Below are 15,920 nucleotides of genomic sequence, written 5' to 3' on the forward strand. Positions count from 1 at the left end.
CGGTGCTCGGCCGCGTTCACCGCGCGCGCCACGCCGACGGCGGCGTTCAGCTCGTCGACGGTCCCGTAGGCGTCGATGCGCGGGCTGTCCTTGGCGACGCGCGAGCCGCCCACCAGGTCGGTCTCGCCCTGGTCGCCGCGGCGCGTGTAGACGCGGGTGATGCGGATCGCCATCGCTAGGAGTCCGTCCGAGTAATCAGGGTGAGCGAGGCGAACGAGCCGGGGAGCGAGAGCGGCAAGCGCAGCGACGACCGACGAGGCGTGCCTGAAGGCACGCCGCAGGAGGGAGGAGCGAGCACGCCGCTCGCAGCCCCCGGATCGTTCGCCGCAGCCGCCATGGTTACTCGGACGGCCTCCTAGGCCTGCCGGAAGAGCGAGGTGACGCCGGCTTCGCTCGGCTCGGCGCGCGCGACGGCGAGGTTCTCGGCCACGTGCTCGCGCCGGCTCATGCCGACGAGGGCGGCGGTGATGCCCGGCGTCGAGCGCACGAACTGGAGGGCGCGCTGGGCCCAGGTCTGGAGCCCGGGGAACGCGTCGGCCATGGCCTGCGGCAGCCGGCGCGAGAGCTGCCCCTGGAGGATCGCCGCGCTCGCCATCACCGCGATGCCGAAGCGGGCCGCCGCCTCGAGCGGCGTCAGACGCTCGCCCGCGACGACCTGCGTGGCCGACGAGTACGCCTCGTGCATGGCCAGGTTGTACGGGAGCTGGATCACCCTGAAGTGATGCCCGCGGCCCGCGACCGTCTCCGCCTCGCGCACCAGCTCGGCGAGCGAGAGGTGCTCGCGCGCGTCGGGCCGGGTGCGGAAGCCGTTCCAGGTGGCGACGCCGAAGCGTCCGACGCGGCCGGCCGCCACCTGTCGCTCGAGCATCTCGAAGGCGGCGCGGATACGGGCCAGGAAGTCCTTGCGGGGAATGCTGCCGAGCTGCGTCTCGGGGTTGTGCACGTAGTAGACGTCGACGCCGGCGAGGCCCAGGTTGCCGAGGCTCCTCCCGAGCTGGTCCTCGAGATAGCGCGGCGTCATCGCGTGCCCGCCGCCCACCACGTCCTCGGGCTGGAGGATGCCGGTCCGCACGTAGGTGTCGCGCACGTACTGACCGGGATCGACCGGCACGCCGCCGTCGAAGGGGATGTAGCCGCCCTTGGTGCACACCACGAACTGCTCGCGCGTGAAGCCGCCCTCGCGCTCGAGGGCGACGAGGGCCTGGCCGATGACCCGCTCGCTGCGCTGCGCGCGGTAGTTGATGGCGGTGTCGAGCAGGTTGCAGCCGGAGTTGGCGGCGTCGACGATCGCCTGCCCGTAGCCGCGGTCGATCGGGTCGTCCTCCTCGCCGAGATAGGTCCCCAGGCCGATCGAGGACACGGCGAGGCCGTCGAGCGGGCGGAAATGTGCTCCCGGCAGCTCGGCGCACGCCGCGCGATAGGCCGCCGTAGCGGCCGCCGTGGCGCCCGGCATCAGCCCGCGGCCGCCTGCGCGCGCCGCGCGTGGCGCTTGATGATCTCGCGCAGGCGCGGAGGGTCGATCGGCTTCTTGTAGATGACGTCCTCGAGGCCGGCCATGCGGCTGCGCTTGATGATGTGGTCCTTGTCGAAATGGAACGCCGTCATGAGCACCACCGGCAGGCCGGGCCAGCGCCGCGAGACCTCCTGGAAGAACTGGTAGCCGTCCAGGTCGGGCATGACGACGTCGCTCAGCACGAGGTCGACGACGGTCGACTCGAGGCGCGCGATCCCCTCGCGCCCGCCGGTCGCGACCAGCACCTCGCAGCCCTCCTGCGTGAGCAGATCGCGCAGCGATTGGCACACCCCGAGGTCGTCGTCGACGACCAGGATGCGGATGCCGCTGAGCGCCGGGTCGTGCGGCTCGAGTGCCGCCGCGCGCCCGCCGTCGGCGCCCGCGCAGGCGCGGAGGTCGGTCATCTGCGTGCCGGGGAGGTACTCGCGCGTGGCGTACTCCGAGCCGTGCGCCATCTCGGTCAGCTGGTTGACGATGCGCTGGATGCGCTTGAGCGCCGTGTGGATCGAGTCGAGGCGCTCCCCCTCGACCACGAAGTCCTCGTCCGAGGTGACGCGCGCCACGTGCGCTTCGAGCAGGTTCAGGTTGTTGACGATCACCTCGAGCGGGTTGTTGATCTCGTGCGCGAGGCCGATCGCCACCTCGCCCAGGGTGGCGAGCTGGTCGTGACGGCGGATCTCGCGCAGGTCCTTCGCGAAGCCGATCGAGCCGAGCTCGTGGCCCTCGGCGTCGCGGATGATCGAGCCGGCGATCAGCACCGGGATCCTCGCGCCGCTCTTCATGACGAAGGTCGTCTCACAGTTCTTCCCCTGGCGCATCGCCGCCATCACCTTGCGGGCCTCGGCGAGATCGGGATAGAGGCGGGTCACGTGCTGGCCGAGGACCTCGTCGGGCGTGTAGCCGAGGGTCTGCCGCGCGCCGTCGTTGTAGAAGGTGATGGTGCCCTGGCGATCGACGGCGACCACGATGTCCGGGGAGCTCTCGAGCAGCTTCTCGAAGTAGATGGACGGCAGACGGGAGACGGAAGCCATGCGGGACCGAGACGCGCGATCGTAGGCGGCGGCGGGGCCAGGGTCAAGGCGGCGCTGGCGCTCGCGCTGCTCGCCGGCTGCTTCTGGCGGACCTACGGGCGCCTCGCGGCGACGCACGCCGAGTTGCTGGTGGCCATGGCGCGCAAGCACACGGACCTCGTGGCGAGCGGGCGGCTCACCGCCGAGAGCATGCCCGAGCTCACCTATCCGCTCGAGCGCGCGGAGGCGTTCGCGCGCGAGGCGCGGGCGCGGAGCGGCGGCGCGGCGCCTGCCTCGCTCGACGCGCTGGATGCGCTCTGCGTGCGCTACCGGGCCTTCCTCGACGCGCTCGACCGCGTGCGGCGCGAGCGCAGCGGCGCGGCGGCGAGGGCGGTGCTCGCGGAGCCGCTCGCGGCGGTCGAGGCGGCGGCGGAGTCGGTGCGCGTCGCGCTGCGCGCGGAGCGACGGGGGTAGTCTCCCACGGGGAGGGTCACCCGCAGAAGTCGAGCTGTTCTTGAGTCTGCATTCTCGGGGTCCTCCTGGCTCTTATCCTCTGGGTTCTTTTCGGCGTGGTCAAAAGGGTCCGACGCTTGGGTCGGGCCCTACGCAGGGCGCATGGCGAAACGCCCCGATCGATCTCATCCGGCGCCGCTCGCGACCCACGGGATTCAGGAAGACAATGCCCACCATGCCCGGGTTGGTGATGCGGCGGCTTCTGATCGCGCTCCTCTTGGGGGTCGTGGGCTGCGCGACCCTTCGTGACCCGCCGCTCTATCGCGCAGCTTCGGCCGGCGATGTCGGTCGTGTGCGTAGTCTGCTCGCGGCCGGGAATCGGATCGACGAAGGAGGCGGTAAGTGGGGGCGGACGCCGCTCCACGAAGCAGCACGAGAGGGACACGACGCGGTGGTGGAGGTGCTGCTCAAGAGCGGGGCCGACCCGAACGCACGTACTGAAAAGTATACGTTAACGCCACTCCAATTGGCAGCGTCCTTCGGGCATACCAGTACGGCGGCGTTACTGATCGCCCAGGGTGCCGGCGTGGACACCGGCGACACGTCAGGCAACACGCCTCTGTGGGCCGCGGCTCGCTCGGACGCGAATCTCGCCACGGCTGACCTGCTCATCTCGAAAGGAGCGAACGTCAACGCCCGAGACAAGTGGGGGTGGACTCCTCTCTATGTGGCAGCGCTCAGGGGCTCCGAGCAGATCGTCCAGACGCTGCTCGACCACGGTGCCGACGTCAACGTGCAGAATGAGTTCTTGGGAGACACGCCGCTGGAGGTCGCGGCAACACTCGGACACGTCGAGGTCGTGCGTCGTCTGCTCGCTGCTGGAGCGGACGTGACCATCCGAACAAACGACGGGAGCACGCCGCTGCACATGGCCGCGCTCAGCGAGCGAGCCGATGTCGCGGCACTTCTACTCGACCACGGGGCTGATCCCAATGCGCGTACCCCGGACGGTACCACGCCTCTGCACCTGGCCGCCTCGTACTGCCCGGTACACCCCGACAGCTTCGGCAAAACGGACGTGACGAAGCTGCTGCTCGCCCGCGGCGCGGAGATCAACGCCACGACCAAAGACGGCCACACGCCGCTCGACGTAGCGCTTCAAGTCAAGGACGCGGCGGTCGTCCAACTCTTGCGCGCGCGAGGTGCTGTCGAAGGCAAGCCGGTGCCCCCGTGCGGGCCGCACCAGCGCCAGGCCAAGTCGAGCCCGAAGGGACGCTGACAATCGAACGCGTGGGCCGATCCGCATCCACGGGTCCGTGTCATTGCTGATCGGCCAATCGTGCTGCGGGGCACTGCGGACCACACATCCGTCGCGCGCCGGACAGTCCTTGTCTGGCTTGCACTTTTCGGCGGCTGTGCGTGAAGTGTGCGCGTGTCGGGGCGCCCGATGACGGCCACACTACCCCCTTGGAAGCTCACGCGAGGCCCTACGTACAGAGCCGCATCTTCGCGCTCAAACGGGACGTGCAGGCGCTCGGGTGGCGGAGCCTTGCCCGCGAAGGCCACCCGACGCTCGGGCAGACGTTCCACGAAGGGTTGGAGGCGCTGCTCGTCGACCTCGGGGGCGTGTGGCGGGATGGTGCGGACCAAGCTGCCTCGACTCCGTGGAGGCCTACGTGCCTTCGAGCCGGCATGACCGCTCGTGACCGCTGATGACCGGGAGCGGGAAGGCCACGCGCAAGCGCGAGCAGGCCATCGTCGCGTTGTTGGAGCAGCCGACCATCACCACCGCGGCACAGGTGGTCGGCGTTAGCGAGCGAACGCTCCGGAGGTGGCTCGCCGAGGCCGACTTCGCCGCCGCCTACCGCCTCGCTCGCCGGCAGGTGGTCGAGGTTGCCATCGGGGGCTTGCAGCAGGCCACCGCCGAGGCTGTTGCGGCCCTCCGCCGCAACCTCACAGCCGACGCGCCGCAGGCGGTCCAGGTGCGCGCGGCGCTCGGTATCCTGGAGCAGGCCGCGAAGGGCGCCGAATTGCTCGACCTGGCCGAGCGGGTCGCAGCCCTGGAGGCGAAGGAGCCGCCGCCGTGGACCTGAGGTCGCACTGCGCGCGCTCGAGGAACGCCGGGCAAGCCGGCTGAACCATGTCATGCGGTACGACCTGCGCTGGGCCGACCCGCAGTTCCGGCGCGAGGTGCTTGAGTGGGACCACCGACTCGCCACACTGTGCCGCACCATCAGCTTCTTCCCTGCCGTCATCGCCACCACCCCTTTGTTACGCGTCCATCTTTGAGTGTAGCGGAAGCGCGTGCGGTCGTGTCAAGTGGTAGAAAAGATTTTCCCTTCGGTGCGCGCTTAGATAAGTAGTGCCGGCACTCACAAGCCGCGTAACGTGCAGGCACTACCGGCGGGCGCTGAGGGACCTTGGTAGTGCCTGCTCCGCCCCGACCTGCGTGGTGCACGCACTATCCCCGACCTTGCATCCCGGGGGCGCCGAGGGTATGCGCGCCCGTGGCCTACTTCTGCGCGACGCCGACGCGCCGGGCGGGGATCGTAGCCCTCCAGGTCGCGGAGGCTCGGAAGGAGGGCGGGAAGGCGCGGCGGGACACCTTGGCCCTCGTCGCGGAGCTTTCCCGTGATGAGCTACCGCCGAGCCGCACCCCAGCGTTCCGCAGGGCTGGGCTGAGGTACCTCGACTCTGAGATCGCCTTCGTCCAGGACAAACTACAGGCGGCTCGGGACGCCGCGCGGAAACTGGACGCGTGGGCGCGAGACCGCCTGAACGACTACCTGACCGCCGCCTGTAAGCGTGATGGCCTCCCACCGCGAGTCAAGAAGAGTGGGGACGCCACGATCCTGCGTGAACTCCCCAGGCTGCTCGGCGCGCCTCCCGCCATGCTGACGCGGCGGGCGGGTCCCGAACAGAGAGCGCACGTCTCCCCGTTCGTGGAGTCGCTGGTGGCCCTGGCCTGGCGCCGCGGACTCGCTCGGCTCTACTGGTCCCTGCGTGATGAGGCCGAGAAACTGACGAAGCGGGCCAGTAAGCACGAGCTGCGGCTCGCGAAGCTGCTGGCGGCGCGAAGGAAGCTCGGGGCGGAGCCCGAGCCGGACACGCCCGGCGGGCCCGGCGTCGCTCCGCCTCGTCAGGCTAGCGCATCGCCCGTGCGCGGCCAGGCGGCCTCGGGGAACGGTCGTCGGCGCAGGCGGCGCGCCCTCGCTGCAAACTAGCGCACCGCCGCGCAGCGCCCGGTAACTTACCGCCGCGCGCTCGCCTCCCGCGCCACGACGTCCCAACCGACTCGGCTGCGCCACGTGATCGCGGGCACCGCGCCCAATGCGAGCGGGCGGGCGGTTAGGCGCAGAGCCCGCGTTGCTCCGCCCACCACCTCGGCACGCCGAGGCGCCCGACGTCGCCGTCGCCGGCCAACGTGCAGTCCGGGTGCAGGATGACGACCGGGAGCGGGACGACGCGGCCCGCCACGACGCACATGAGCCGTAGGCGCTCCTGCACCACGTGGACGTCCTCGAACCAGACGAAGTGCTCCATGGGAACCTCTGGAGTCCGCGTCCGGCACACGTAGGGAGCGCACCACGTAGCCACCCCCGACCACTCCCACGCCGCGCTGGCGGGCTTGAAACGAACTTCGCTGTGGACAAGTAGACCCTTCTGCGAAGCGCCGCAAGAGGCACACTGGAATTAGGACAGCACCAACGGCGGCATTCGCGCTGGCGGCCGGCGAGTTGGAGGGGCGATTCAACAGATAGGAAACTTTTCCACAGACTGTGGAGAACCTGTCGCCACCCGTGATCCACTGTGCACTTCCAACCATCCAGCGGACAGCGAATGCACCGGAACACCGAGCCCAGCCCGCTTCCTTCGTGTCCGCATTGCGATTTCGTGTAGAAGACCATTACCGCGATGCCAAACGGATGCAATGCCGCGCCCTCGCCGCCGAGGTCGGGTGGAACCGCCTCCCCCGTCCGCATGCCCGCCCCTTCAGTTCGGGCCGCACGGCTGCTTTCGCGGCGAGCATCTTCGCGGCGTTGCGCCTAACGGGAAGGTTGAGTTCCGGATCGCTGGTTGCCTCTCCTGGCCCGACCGAGCGGTCAGGGTCTGCTCGCACTGCCTCTCCCCCGTCAGAAGTCACGCACTCCCAAGTTTATTGGCTCGTTCTCCCGGAGGACGCGCGAGCTACGGGGGTGATCTCGTGCTAGCTTGGTTGTGACGTGAACGAGCGACCCGCTATGCCGCAACCTGGTGACATCGTGGCAGAGCGCTTGACCGGCAACCGGGCCATCGTGATCCGCGTGGTGAGTCCCGAGGAGATGATCTGTCGCTTCGGGGACGGCCGGTTTGAGGAGCGCTTCACCTTCGAACTTGAGCGACCACCGTCGCAGTTCGGTTCGCTCCTGTCGTTCTTCGTCTCTTCGTGAGCTGGTTCCGTCAGAGCCCGGCGGCCTCGGTCACTGAACGCCCCCGGCCAGCGCTCGCACGGTCTCGCGCCTCCTCATGATTGGAGAGTCCGATGCGGTGGGGGCCACAGCTCCGCCCCCTGGACCCTCATTGCCCGTCGACCTCGCTCCAAGACACTACGGAGGGCACCATGAACGCGAATGACGTTGCAAGCGAAGGCTTGGGGCTGATCTCCCGGCTCGCCGACGAGGCCAGCTCGGTGGCGATGGTTGCTGGGTACGTCGCGCTGGGCGCTGCCGTGGTCATCGGGCGCTCGCTCCTCGACACGGCGCGCCAGACCTGGAAACGGCTGCCGTCGCTCCGAAGCAGTCAGCGCTACCAGGAGCGCGGCGCACCCAAGGCAGCGTAAGGCGCAGAGGCTCCGCGCCGTCCCATGCTTTCCGGGGCACCAGGCATCATGGCACAGGCCGTCACCGTCTCTCTGTGGAATGGCGCGGTCGGTGGTGTACCAGGCGTGGTCCGAGTTCGGCCCCTCCACGCGCTCACGGCGATGGTCTGACGATTGCCGCAACCCGCACGATGTAGGCGACGAGGAGCGTGGCGGTGACGAACGCGCGTTTGATCAGGCAGATGAAACGGTACACCCCGAAGACGGGCGGCGGTCCGAGTCGGGCCGCGCGGACTCGTGAGCGCTTGGTCGCGAGACCTGCCCCTGTGCGAGCCCGTGACCGACCATGACCTTCCACGGCCAGGCGAGGAGGCCAGCTATCGCCGGTCGCGCTCCTCCTCGCCCTGTTCACACTGCTCGCGACCGCCGCGTCCGCGTTCCCGCCATACCGACGGGCACTGTTTCGACTGGTCGAGCCTCAGAGAGAACCCGGCACTAGGGCTGGCGGTTCGTTGCACTGGGGCGGCTCGCCGTGAATCTTGACGTGCTCGTCGTAGAGTTGCCGCTCGCGAGCCTGGTAGTCCTTGGTGTATTCGATACGGTATCTGACGGTGTTCTTGCGGATGCAGGTGCCTGACTCGCTCAGATGCTCCTTCAACCGCCGCCTCAAGGCGTCCGAGCTGCCGATGTAGACGACGCTGTCGCTGGCGTTGCCGATCTCGTACACACCCGGATCGTCCCTGTCCGACTCCACCGTGCCGCGGCTGAAATACCACCAAGGTGCCGCCGTGAGTGGCATGTATCTCCTCCTTTGGGGATGGCCACTTTGCTAGTCGAGTGTAGCACAACCGAACGGTCAGCGAACTCTGCCCTTACCCAAGGCCTGAGACGCGAAGGGAGGATCGTAATGACCTGTGACATCTGCGGACCTGCCGATAAGAGAGAGACAAGGCAGTCAAGGAGCATCGGTCCGAGGTCGCCGGAAGCGATCTCATGTCATCGGCTCGAATGCGGGCACCAATGGCACCGCACGACAACGATCGCGAGCGCGAACGCCGTGCCGGGCGTCATGCCGCAGGTTCCCGCGCCCCGCGAGTGCGACTGCGCCGACTACCTGCCGCCCAAGCCTTCAAATTAGGACATTACCGGCCGGGGACCCCGAAGATGTACGCCGTCCGGATGATCGCGTAGGTGCTGAGCACGGAGCCGACGAGCGGCAACCGGACAAACGGCAGCATGCCGCCGATTTACGGGTTGCTCGGTATCGGCGCCCGCAATGGCTTCAACGGGATCGCGTCAACGACGGTCAGCCGCGCCAGGTCAGCGAAGAGCGCCCGCTTGAAGCGGGCGGCCCTAGGGTCCTGGAGCCCACGGTGGTGCTTCTCCCACACGGCGCGCGCCGCAGAGTGACCGCCTGACTCGATGTTCGGGGCGACCCTCTGGATGAAGTAGGCGTCATCCTTCGACGAGCCGCCGTTGCAGGGCTGGCAGCTCGGGACCGTCAGACGCGGCCCGGGGAGGCCTCCGAGGAGTCCCTTCGGTGGGATGTCGTCGTCAGTCGTCGCGTCGCGCGCACACGTGTAGATGCACTTCCCGGGCTGCGCGGAAACGCCGACGGGCGGCGGTCCGAGGCGGGCAATTCGCTCCTCCATCTCCCGCGTCCGCTTCCTCAACCTTCGCTGCCTCGTCCGAGTGCTCATCAACCGTCCGAGGGTGCCATCACGCGCCGGCCGCAATCGCAACTCTGCGCCGCCTGAACTCATCTGATTCCCGCCTCCCCGCCGAGGTCGCGGTGGACCGCCTCCCCGAAGTCCGTGGTGAGATGGAGCGGTTACCACTGGTCGCTCAAGAAGATGTCGTCACGCTCGACACGGGTAGATCAGCGAGGCGTCCCAGCCCCCGCGAAGCCGCTCGTAGGGCCCGGCCGGTGCACCGCGTCGTCGATTGGCGGCTTGGGCACGCGGGCGTATAAGCAGCGCGACCATGCAGGTTGCCGAGGCGCTGGTCCTGGCTGCCTTGGTGGCTGGGCTCTTCTGGCTCCTCGGCCCCCTCCGGCGCCGGCTCGAGGGCTGGCTCGCCCGCCGCCTCCGTCCCCCGGAGGCGAGCCGGCGCGCGCGGGTGGTCGTGCTGGGGCAACGACGGGACGGCCGCGTCGCACGGGAGGACGGTCATGAGCGGTGAGGAGCGAGTCAACGCGCCGGCGCTCGTGTCGAGCGGCATCGTACTGGGCGGCATCCTCGTCCTCGTAGCGGTCGTCTACGGCTCCTTCACGATCATCCAGCCCGGTAACGTAGGCGTCGTGTTCAATCGCTGGTCGGGGGCGCTCAAGACGGTGGGGCAAGGGGTGGCGTGGCGCATCCCCTGGGTCACGCAGGTGCAGTCGTACCCGGTGGCGCTGCGCACCTACACCATGGTGCGCCGCAGCGCGGAGGGCACCGTCCAGGGTGACGACTCGCTCGACCTCCCGACCAAGGAGGGCCAGCACATCCGCCAGGACATCTCGGTCACCTACAACACGAGCCAGGAGAAGGCCGCGGACGTCTTCCGGTCCTTCCGCGGCGCTGAGATCGGCGACATCGAGTCGACCTTCATCCGGCGCACGATCATCACCACGGCGCAGAACGCCGCCGGGCAGATGTCGCTCACCGACCTGATCTCCAACCAGCGCGGCCAGCTGCAGGGGCAGATCCAGGACAACTTACAGCACGAGATGAACAAGATGGGGTTCGTGGTCGACAAGGTGAACCTCGGCGCGAGCCACCTGCCGGACGCGATCGAGCAGCAAATGCAGCAGAAGATGGCGGCCCAGCAGCAGGCCCAGCAGGCGGAGTACGAGCTGCAGCGCCAGCAGACTCTTGCGAAGGCGAAGGTCGCCGAGGCCGAGGGCGACGCGCAGGCGACGCTCGTGAAGGCCAAGGCGCAGGCCGAGGCCAACAAGCTCCTGCAGGAGGCGCTCACGCCCCTGCTCATCCAGAACAAGGCGATCGAGCGTTGGAACGGCACGCTGCCGCAGTTCACTGGCGGCGGGGCGGTCCCGTTTCTCAACCTGAAGGACCTGGGCGGCGTGAGTGGCGAAGGGCACTCTACAGTCCCCGGGCACTGAGGCACGGTCGGACGGAGAGAACCTCGAGCCGCCCGCCACTCGGGCGCCGGGGCGGGACCGCGGGTCGTTCAGCACGAGCAGCTCCCCCAGCTTGAGGCACCCCCGGAAGGTCGCTCACCCGGAGGTGGCGGTAGCCTCCGGTGCCCCGGTCGAGGACGACGGGTCGCGCCGCGCTGCGTTCGGGCGCTGGTTCCTGCGCGATCAACTCGGGCGGCAGCGGGTCGTCGAGATCGACCAGTCGCACCGCGCTACGTCGTACGGTCGCCCGCCCCGCGGAGCAGCGGCTTCAGAATGTCGATCGGCACCGGGAAGATGGTCGTCGAGTTGTTCTCCGAAGCGATCTCCACGAGGGTCTGCAGGAAGCGGAGCTGGAGGGCGATCGGCTCCTTCGCCATGATCGCGGCGGCATCGGCGAGCCGCTGCGCTGCCTGGTACTCGCCCTCGGCGGCGATGACCTTGGCGCGCCGCTCGCGCTCGGCCTCGGCCTGGTGGGCCATCACCCGTCGCATCTCCTCGGGCAGATCGATGCACTTGATCGCCACCTGCACTACCTTGATGCCCCACGGCTCGGTGTGCTGGTCGATGATCGACTGCAGGTGCGCGTTGATCTTCTCGCGCTCGGCGAGGAGCTGGTCGAGCTCCGCCTCGCCGCACACGCTGCGCAGCGTGGTCTGCGCATTCTGGGACGTGGCGAAGAGGTAGTTCTGCACCGCGACTACGGCCCGGTTGGGATCGACCACCCGGAAGTAGAGGACCGCACTCACCTTCAACGAGACGTTGTCCTTGGTGATCACGTCCTGCGACGGGATGTTCATCGTGATCGTGCGCAGGTCGATGCGGATCGCTTTTTCGATGCCCGGGATCACGTAGATGATCCCCGGCCCGCGCGCCCCGACGACCCGCCCCAGCCGGAAGACGACCGCGCGCTGGTACTCGCGCAGGACCTTGAGCCCGCTCAGCACGAACGCCGCCAAGATGGCCATTGCGGCCCATGCACCAAGCATCGCTGCCTCCCTTCAGCGGCTCTCGGGTCGGGCGCGCCGCACCCGCGGCCGGAGCCGGAAGACGCTGACCAGGTTCTTGATGTAGCGCTCAGGCGTTCACTCCCCGCCCGAGTTCTTCCGCGATTCCCGAAGTTGGCCGACGCCTGTGATAGGGGCGGCGACGTAATGCCGGCGTTGGACGCTCCCTGTCGAGACCACGCTCCGGGTAGTAAGTCACTTGGAATCAAGCAGCGGGTTGGTCATCCGTAGGCTGTTGCGGCTCGGACGGTTCCTGCGGTGGCGAGGGCATGGGCTCCGGCGGAGGCGGTGCGCCTTCGTCCTCCATTTCGCGTTCGCCTCGTTCCACTCGGTCGACCATGAAGTCACCGATACACGGCGCAGGTAAGAAGCCGCAGCGCCGCTCCAGCAAAGGGTGCGGTCAGAGTCTCCTTGTGCCCCCGGAACACGGCGGACCCGACCTTACCGCCCACCAGCTCAAACTACACCACTACCCGACCCGGAGCGTGGTAGTGGATCAGGTTGACGCGGGAGCTGATTGGGACCAGACTCAGTGCGAGCCCGTTCTCAGCCCCGCAGCGCGACGACGGCAGGGTACTTCCCCTTTGCCACGTGTGCTCGGCGCGGACTCCGAAAGGGGACCGCCATGCAGTACGAGGACACGATCGAGATTCGGGGCGTGACCGTGATGCGGCAGACAGACGGGGCGCTGCTCTGCCGGATGGGGAATCAGCACCGCTGGATCGCCCCGACCCAGTTCCAGCCGGGCAGCACCGTCGCGCGCCAGGGCGATGTAGGGACCGTCGTGCTCAAGCGGCCGTTCGCCGTCGAGCAGGGCTTGGTCCCCTTCCAAGGGCTCCATGACTGATCCGCTCGCAGTGGGGACGGGCGACCGCGTTACCTTCCCCCATGTGCTGATGGCGGGGGACGCCGGGCTGACGTACCTGGTGAACGAGCAGGTGGCGGTGCCGCCGTTCCTTGTCCCGGGTGGGGAGCACCGGCGCGTGGTCCCGAGCGCGCCGCGGCAAGGTCGTCATCCCCAAGCCGCTCGCCATGAGCCTGGGGCTGGCGTGATCTCCATGGATCGCTATTCGCCGCTCCGCGAGAGAATGATTAGCCTCCGAGGCAGCCGCCTGGTGCTGTTGGGCATCCTGGTGATGGCGGGGTACGTGGGGCTCACGGTGTTGCTCTTCCTACCGCTCCTCGGACTGCGAAGGATGTTCCGGCGTCGATCCACGCCTGCGGTCGTCCGCTGGGATGGCGATGCGCCACGCTACTCGGGTGTGGGGAACCTCTGGGACGCGGCGACAAGGAGAGCATGAAAATGACGAGGCTATTCGTCGACAATCTGTCGTTCGAAGTGACGCAGAGCGATCTCCGTGAGGCCTTCGCGGCCTACGGCCCGGTGAGTTCCGCGGACATCGTGATGGACAGGTCGAATGGCAGATCGAAGAGCGTTAGCTTCATTGAGATGCCGTGGCAGGCGCACGCGGTGGCGGCGATTCAGGGGCTGGATGGCACCGACCTGAAGGGACGGAGCATCAACGTCAGCCGGGCCCGTCCGCGGAGCGACGGTGGCAGCCGGGGGAATCCGCCACGCGGTTGGGACGTCGTCGGCGACGGACGCAATCGCTGGTAGTGAACCACCACGGTTCCGTCGCCGTGTTAGCGATGTGAAGTCCTGATGCAAGAGGAAAAGAGAGAGAGGTACGTCGATGGCGACTAAGGGCAGTGCCTTTCGGGCCGAAGGCAACCGCGCCCTTCGTACCCTCTGTGCACATTGCGGGACGTCGATTCCTACCGAGGTCGGCCATGCCCATCCTCTCGATGAGGCTCTTCGACGCGAAACGTGGGGGCTCGTCGGCCACACCGATGGGCCACCGAGCGTGTTCCCCACGTGTACCGCTTGCTACGATGCCGGATGGCGACCACCCGGCTTCGCGCGGCTGAGCGGTTGACCTGACGTGGCACCGAGGCCCTTCGATGAATGCAGACGCAGCGAGGTAAGCGCTCATGAGGGTGTGGGATTATCTGCATCGTGCACGGATCCGCGATCGGGGGCGGCTGTGGGGCGGGAAGTCAAGGACCGCAGAACCCGGTGAAGGTGGAACAACGTTGGATGGAGAGACCCGTCGCGTGGTCGAGCATCGCCGACGCTTCTGGGCCGAATTCCGCGAGGGGCAACGGCAGGCGAACGCGCGCTGTCTCGAAGCCGACCGCGTCTCGAAGCAAGACCGATGACCGCGTTAGGAATCGCGAGTGAGGCGCTCGCCAATGCTTGTGAAGGGGGCTTCGCCCCGTCCATCTGGAAAATGTCGGCTGAACCCCTACACGTAGGCCAGTGACCGGGTTACTAGTCCTCGAAGTGGCAGTTGAGCGAACAGTCACACAACGAGGCACAGTGTGGTTTGTTGTCGGGTCCTCTCTCGCGGCTCGTCACGTTCTGACAGATACAACGGCAAGGCGGCTGAAGGTTGGGCCGAAGGGGAGGCAGGATCGCCTCGCAACGTTTGATGCTCATCTGTTCGTCGCAGCTTTGCTGGGCAGCCAACGACGCCGTCGTGACAAGCAACATTTCCACGAGAGCAAAGTGCACGAGGCGCATAGCCAGCACCTCCCCAAGGCGGTTGCGAACAAAGTAGCGCGTACGCTAGGCGCCTAGGTCGGGTGCCGTCAAGCGGGTGTCACGAGGATGGTGGTTCAGTTTGAATTCAGAAGGGCCGGGGGGGGTCCGGCCCGAGGGTCCTGCCCGGGAGGAGACGCATCGTTTATGGCGACGCGGGTTCGCCTTCTGGAGGACAGAGTGATCGTCAAGCGCATCGAGGAGCAGGATGGCAGTCGGTCCCGGTAAGACGGAGGACGGCAAGGTCCTGACGCTCGACGTGAAGGCCGGCGACCGGGTACTGTTCGGCAAGTACGCCGGCACCGAGATCACGCGCGACAGCGAGGAGCACCTGATCCTCCGCGAGGAGGACATCCTCGGAGTCATCGAGGGATAGGAGGACCGAGCGATGGCGGGAAAGTTGGTACTGTTCAGCGCGGACGCGCGGACCAAGGTGCTGCGCGGCGTCAACATCCTCGCCGATGCGGTCACGGTGACGTTGGGGCCGCGCGGGCGCAACGTGGTGCTCGAGAAGTCGTGGGGCGCCCCCACCGTGACCAAGGACGGCGTGACGGTCGCGAAGGAGATCGAGCTCGCCGACAAGTTCGAGAACATGGGCGCACAGATGGTGAAGGAGGTCGCCTCCAAGACCTCCGACGTGGCAGGCGACGGCACCACCACGGCCACCGTGCTGGCGCGTGCCCTCTTCACGGAGGGCGCCAAGCTGGTGGCGGCCGGCCACGACCCGATGAGCCTCAAGCGTGGCGTTGACCGGGCCGTCACGGCGGTCGTCGAGGAGCTGAAGAAGCTCTCCAAGTCGACCAAGAGCAAGGCCGAGATCGCCCAGGTTGGCATCGTGTCGGCCAACGGCGACCGCGCGATCGGCGACTTGATCGCCGAGGCGATGGAGAAGGTGGGGAAGGAGGGCGTCATCACCGTCGAGGAGGCCAAGAGCCTCGACACCCAGCTCGAGGTTGTCGAGGGCATGCAGTTCGACCGCGGCTACCTCTCCGCCTACTTCGTGACCGATGCCGACCGCATGGAGGCGGTGCTCGAGGACGCCTACATCCTCATCCACGAGAAGAAGATATCGGTCATGAAGGACCTGCTTCCGTTGCTGGAGCAGGTGGCGCGCTCCGGGAAGCCGCTCCTCGTCATCGCCGAGGAGATCGAGGGCGAGGCGCTGGCAACGCTGGTCGTCAACAAGCTCCGTGGCACGTTCGCCTGCTGCGCGGTGAAGGCGCCCGGCTTCGGCGACCGGCGCAAGGCCATGCTCGAGGACATCGCGGTCCTGTCCGGCGGCCGCCTGATCGCCGAGGAGCTCGGGCTGAAGCTCGAGAACGTCACGCTGAAGGAGCTCGGCCGCTGCAAGCGGATCGTGATCGACAAGGACAACACGACGCTGATCGACGGCGCCGGCAAGAAGGCCGACATCGAGGG

The 15,920-nt window shown here is 67.9% G+C and carries 18 protein-coding genes and 1 pseudogene; 11 read left to right on the top strand and 8 right to left on the bottom strand.

Features of this window, described 5'->3' with window-relative positions; all coding sequences use genetic code 11:
• From E6J59_00605 to E6J59_00615, 3 genes are all read right to left on the bottom strand, one after another.
• Positions 1-173, bottom strand: a 173-nt coding sequence (locus E6J59_00605; protein ID TMB24209.1) for an ATP:cob(I)alamin adenosyltransferase, incomplete at its 3' end; no start/stop codon positions are given.
• 182 nt (positions 174-355) lie between these two features.
• Complete coding sequence (locus tag E6J59_00610; protein TMB24210.1) at positions 356-1,453, bottom strand: aldo/keto reductase; 1,098 nt, start codon at positions 1,451-1,453, stop codon at positions 356-358.
• Complete coding sequence (locus E6J59_00615) at positions 1,453-2,544, bottom strand: response regulator (GenBank protein TMB24211.1); 1,092 nt, start codon at positions 2,542-2,544, stop codon at positions 1,453-1,455. Before E6J59_00615 ends, E6J59_00610 begins: the two co-directional genes overlap by 1 nt.
• A gap of 135 nt (positions 2,545-2,679) precedes the next feature.
• On the opposite strand from E6J59_00615, the gene E6J59_00620 reads away from it, so the two are divergent.
• From E6J59_00620 to E6J59_00635, 4 genes are all read left to right on the top strand, one after another.
• Complete coding sequence (locus E6J59_00620; protein ID TMB24212.1) at positions 2,680-2,997, top strand: hypothetical protein; 318 nt, start codon at positions 2,680-2,682, stop codon at positions 2,995-2,997.
• 205 nt (positions 2,998-3,202) lie between these two features.
• Positions 3,203-4,255, top strand: a complete 1,053-nt coding sequence (locus tag E6J59_00625) for a hypothetical protein (protein ID TMB24213.1) — start codon at positions 3,203-3,205, stop codon at positions 4,253-4,255.
• Between the two features lie 552 nt (positions 4,256-4,807).
• On the top strand, positions 4,808-5,113 hold the full coding sequence (locus tag E6J59_00630) for a hypothetical protein (protein ID TMB24214.1): 306 nt from the start codon (positions 4,808-4,810) through the stop codon (positions 5,111-5,113).
• 370 nt (positions 5,114-5,483) lie between these two features.
• On the top strand, positions 5,484-6,200 hold the full coding sequence (locus E6J59_00635) for a hypothetical protein (GenBank protein ID TMB24215.1): 717 nt from the start codon (positions 5,484-5,486) through the stop codon (positions 6,198-6,200).
• A gap of 124 nt (positions 6,201-6,324) precedes the next feature.
• Here the strand turns inward: E6J59_00635 and E6J59_00640 are convergent, their stop codons facing one another.
• Positions 6,325-6,519: a hypothetical protein gene (locus E6J59_00640; GenBank protein ID TMB24216.1), complete on the bottom strand. Its 195-nt coding sequence runs from the start codon at positions 6,517-6,519 to the stop codon at positions 6,325-6,327.
• 1,057 nt (positions 6,520-7,576) lie between these two features.
• Between E6J59_00640 and E6J59_00645 the strand changes: the two genes are divergently transcribed.
• On the top strand, positions 7,577-7,795 hold the full coding sequence (locus E6J59_00645) for a hypothetical protein (GenBank protein TMB24217.1): 219 nt from the start codon (positions 7,577-7,579) through the stop codon (positions 7,793-7,795).
• Positions 7,796-8,252: 457 nt separating this feature from the next.
• On the opposite strand, the gene E6J59_00650 is transcribed toward E6J59_00645, so the two are convergent.
• Together E6J59_00650 and E6J59_00655 are read right to left on the bottom strand one after the other, a co-directional pair.
• Complete coding sequence (locus E6J59_00650) at positions 8,253-8,573, bottom strand: GIY-YIG nuclease family protein (protein ID TMB24218.1); 321 nt, start codon at positions 8,571-8,573, stop codon at positions 8,253-8,255.
• A gap of 448 nt (positions 8,574-9,021) precedes the next feature.
• Positions 9,022-9,447: a hypothetical protein gene (locus tag E6J59_00655; GenBank protein ID TMB24219.1), complete on the bottom strand. Its 426-nt coding sequence runs from the start codon at positions 9,445-9,447 to the stop codon at positions 9,022-9,024.
• A gap of 310 nt (positions 9,448-9,757) precedes the next feature.
• Here E6J59_00655 and E6J59_00660 point away from each other — a divergent pair, with 310 nt between their 5' ends.
• Positions 9,758-9,955, top strand: coding sequence for a hypothetical protein (locus E6J59_00660; protein ID TMB24220.1), 198 nt, complete (start codon positions 9,758-9,760; stop codon positions 9,953-9,955).
• Positions 9,945-10,877 carry a hypothetical protein gene (locus E6J59_00665; GenBank protein TMB24221.1) on the top strand — a complete coding sequence of 311 codons (933 nt, stop codon included), beginning with the start codon at positions 9,945-9,947 and terminating at the stop codon, positions 10,875-10,877. The genes E6J59_00660 and E6J59_00665 overlap by 11 nt, the downstream gene beginning before the upstream one ends.
• 136 nt (positions 10,878-11,013) lie before the next feature.
• Here E6J59_00665 and E6J59_00670 read toward each other — a convergent pair.
• Both E6J59_00670 and E6J59_00675 read right to left on the bottom strand, forming a co-directional pair.
• A pseudogene (locus E6J59_00670) lies at positions 11,014-11,121 on the bottom strand (tRNA preQ1(34) S-adenosylmethionine ribosyltransferase-isomerase QueA).
• A gap of 4 nt (positions 11,122-11,125) precedes the next feature.
• A complete protein-coding gene (locus E6J59_00675; GenBank protein ID TMB24222.1) occupies positions 11,126-11,881 on the bottom strand; it encodes a slipin family protein in 756 nt (251 codons plus the stop codon).
• Between the two features lie 643 nt (positions 11,882-12,524).
• On the opposite strand from E6J59_00675, the gene E6J59_00680 reads away from it, so the two are divergent.
• From E6J59_00680 to E6J59_00695, 4 genes are all read left to right on the top strand, one after another.
• Positions 12,525-12,746, top strand: coding sequence for a hypothetical protein (locus E6J59_00680; protein ID TMB24223.1), 222 nt, complete (start codon positions 12,525-12,527; stop codon positions 12,744-12,746).
• Between the two features lie 456 nt (positions 12,747-13,202).
• Positions 13,203-13,517: an RNA-binding protein gene (locus tag E6J59_00685; protein ID TMB24224.1), complete on the top strand. Its 315-nt coding sequence runs from the start codon at positions 13,203-13,205 to the stop codon at positions 13,515-13,517.
• Positions 13,518-14,709: 1,192 nt separating this feature from the next.
• On the top strand, positions 14,710-14,877 hold the full coding sequence (locus tag E6J59_00690) for a hypothetical protein (protein TMB24225.1): 168 nt from the start codon (positions 14,710-14,712) through the stop codon (positions 14,875-14,877).
• A gap of 12 nt (positions 14,878-14,889) precedes the next feature.
• Positions 14,890-15,920 (top strand): chaperonin GroEL (locus E6J59_00695; protein TMB24226.1); only part of this gene is annotated, 1,031 nt, incomplete at its 3' end.

This window comes from Deltaproteobacteria bacterium, from assembly GCA_005879795.1.
Taxonomy (GTDB): Bacteria; Desulfobacterota; Binatia; order DP-6; family DP-6; genus DP-6.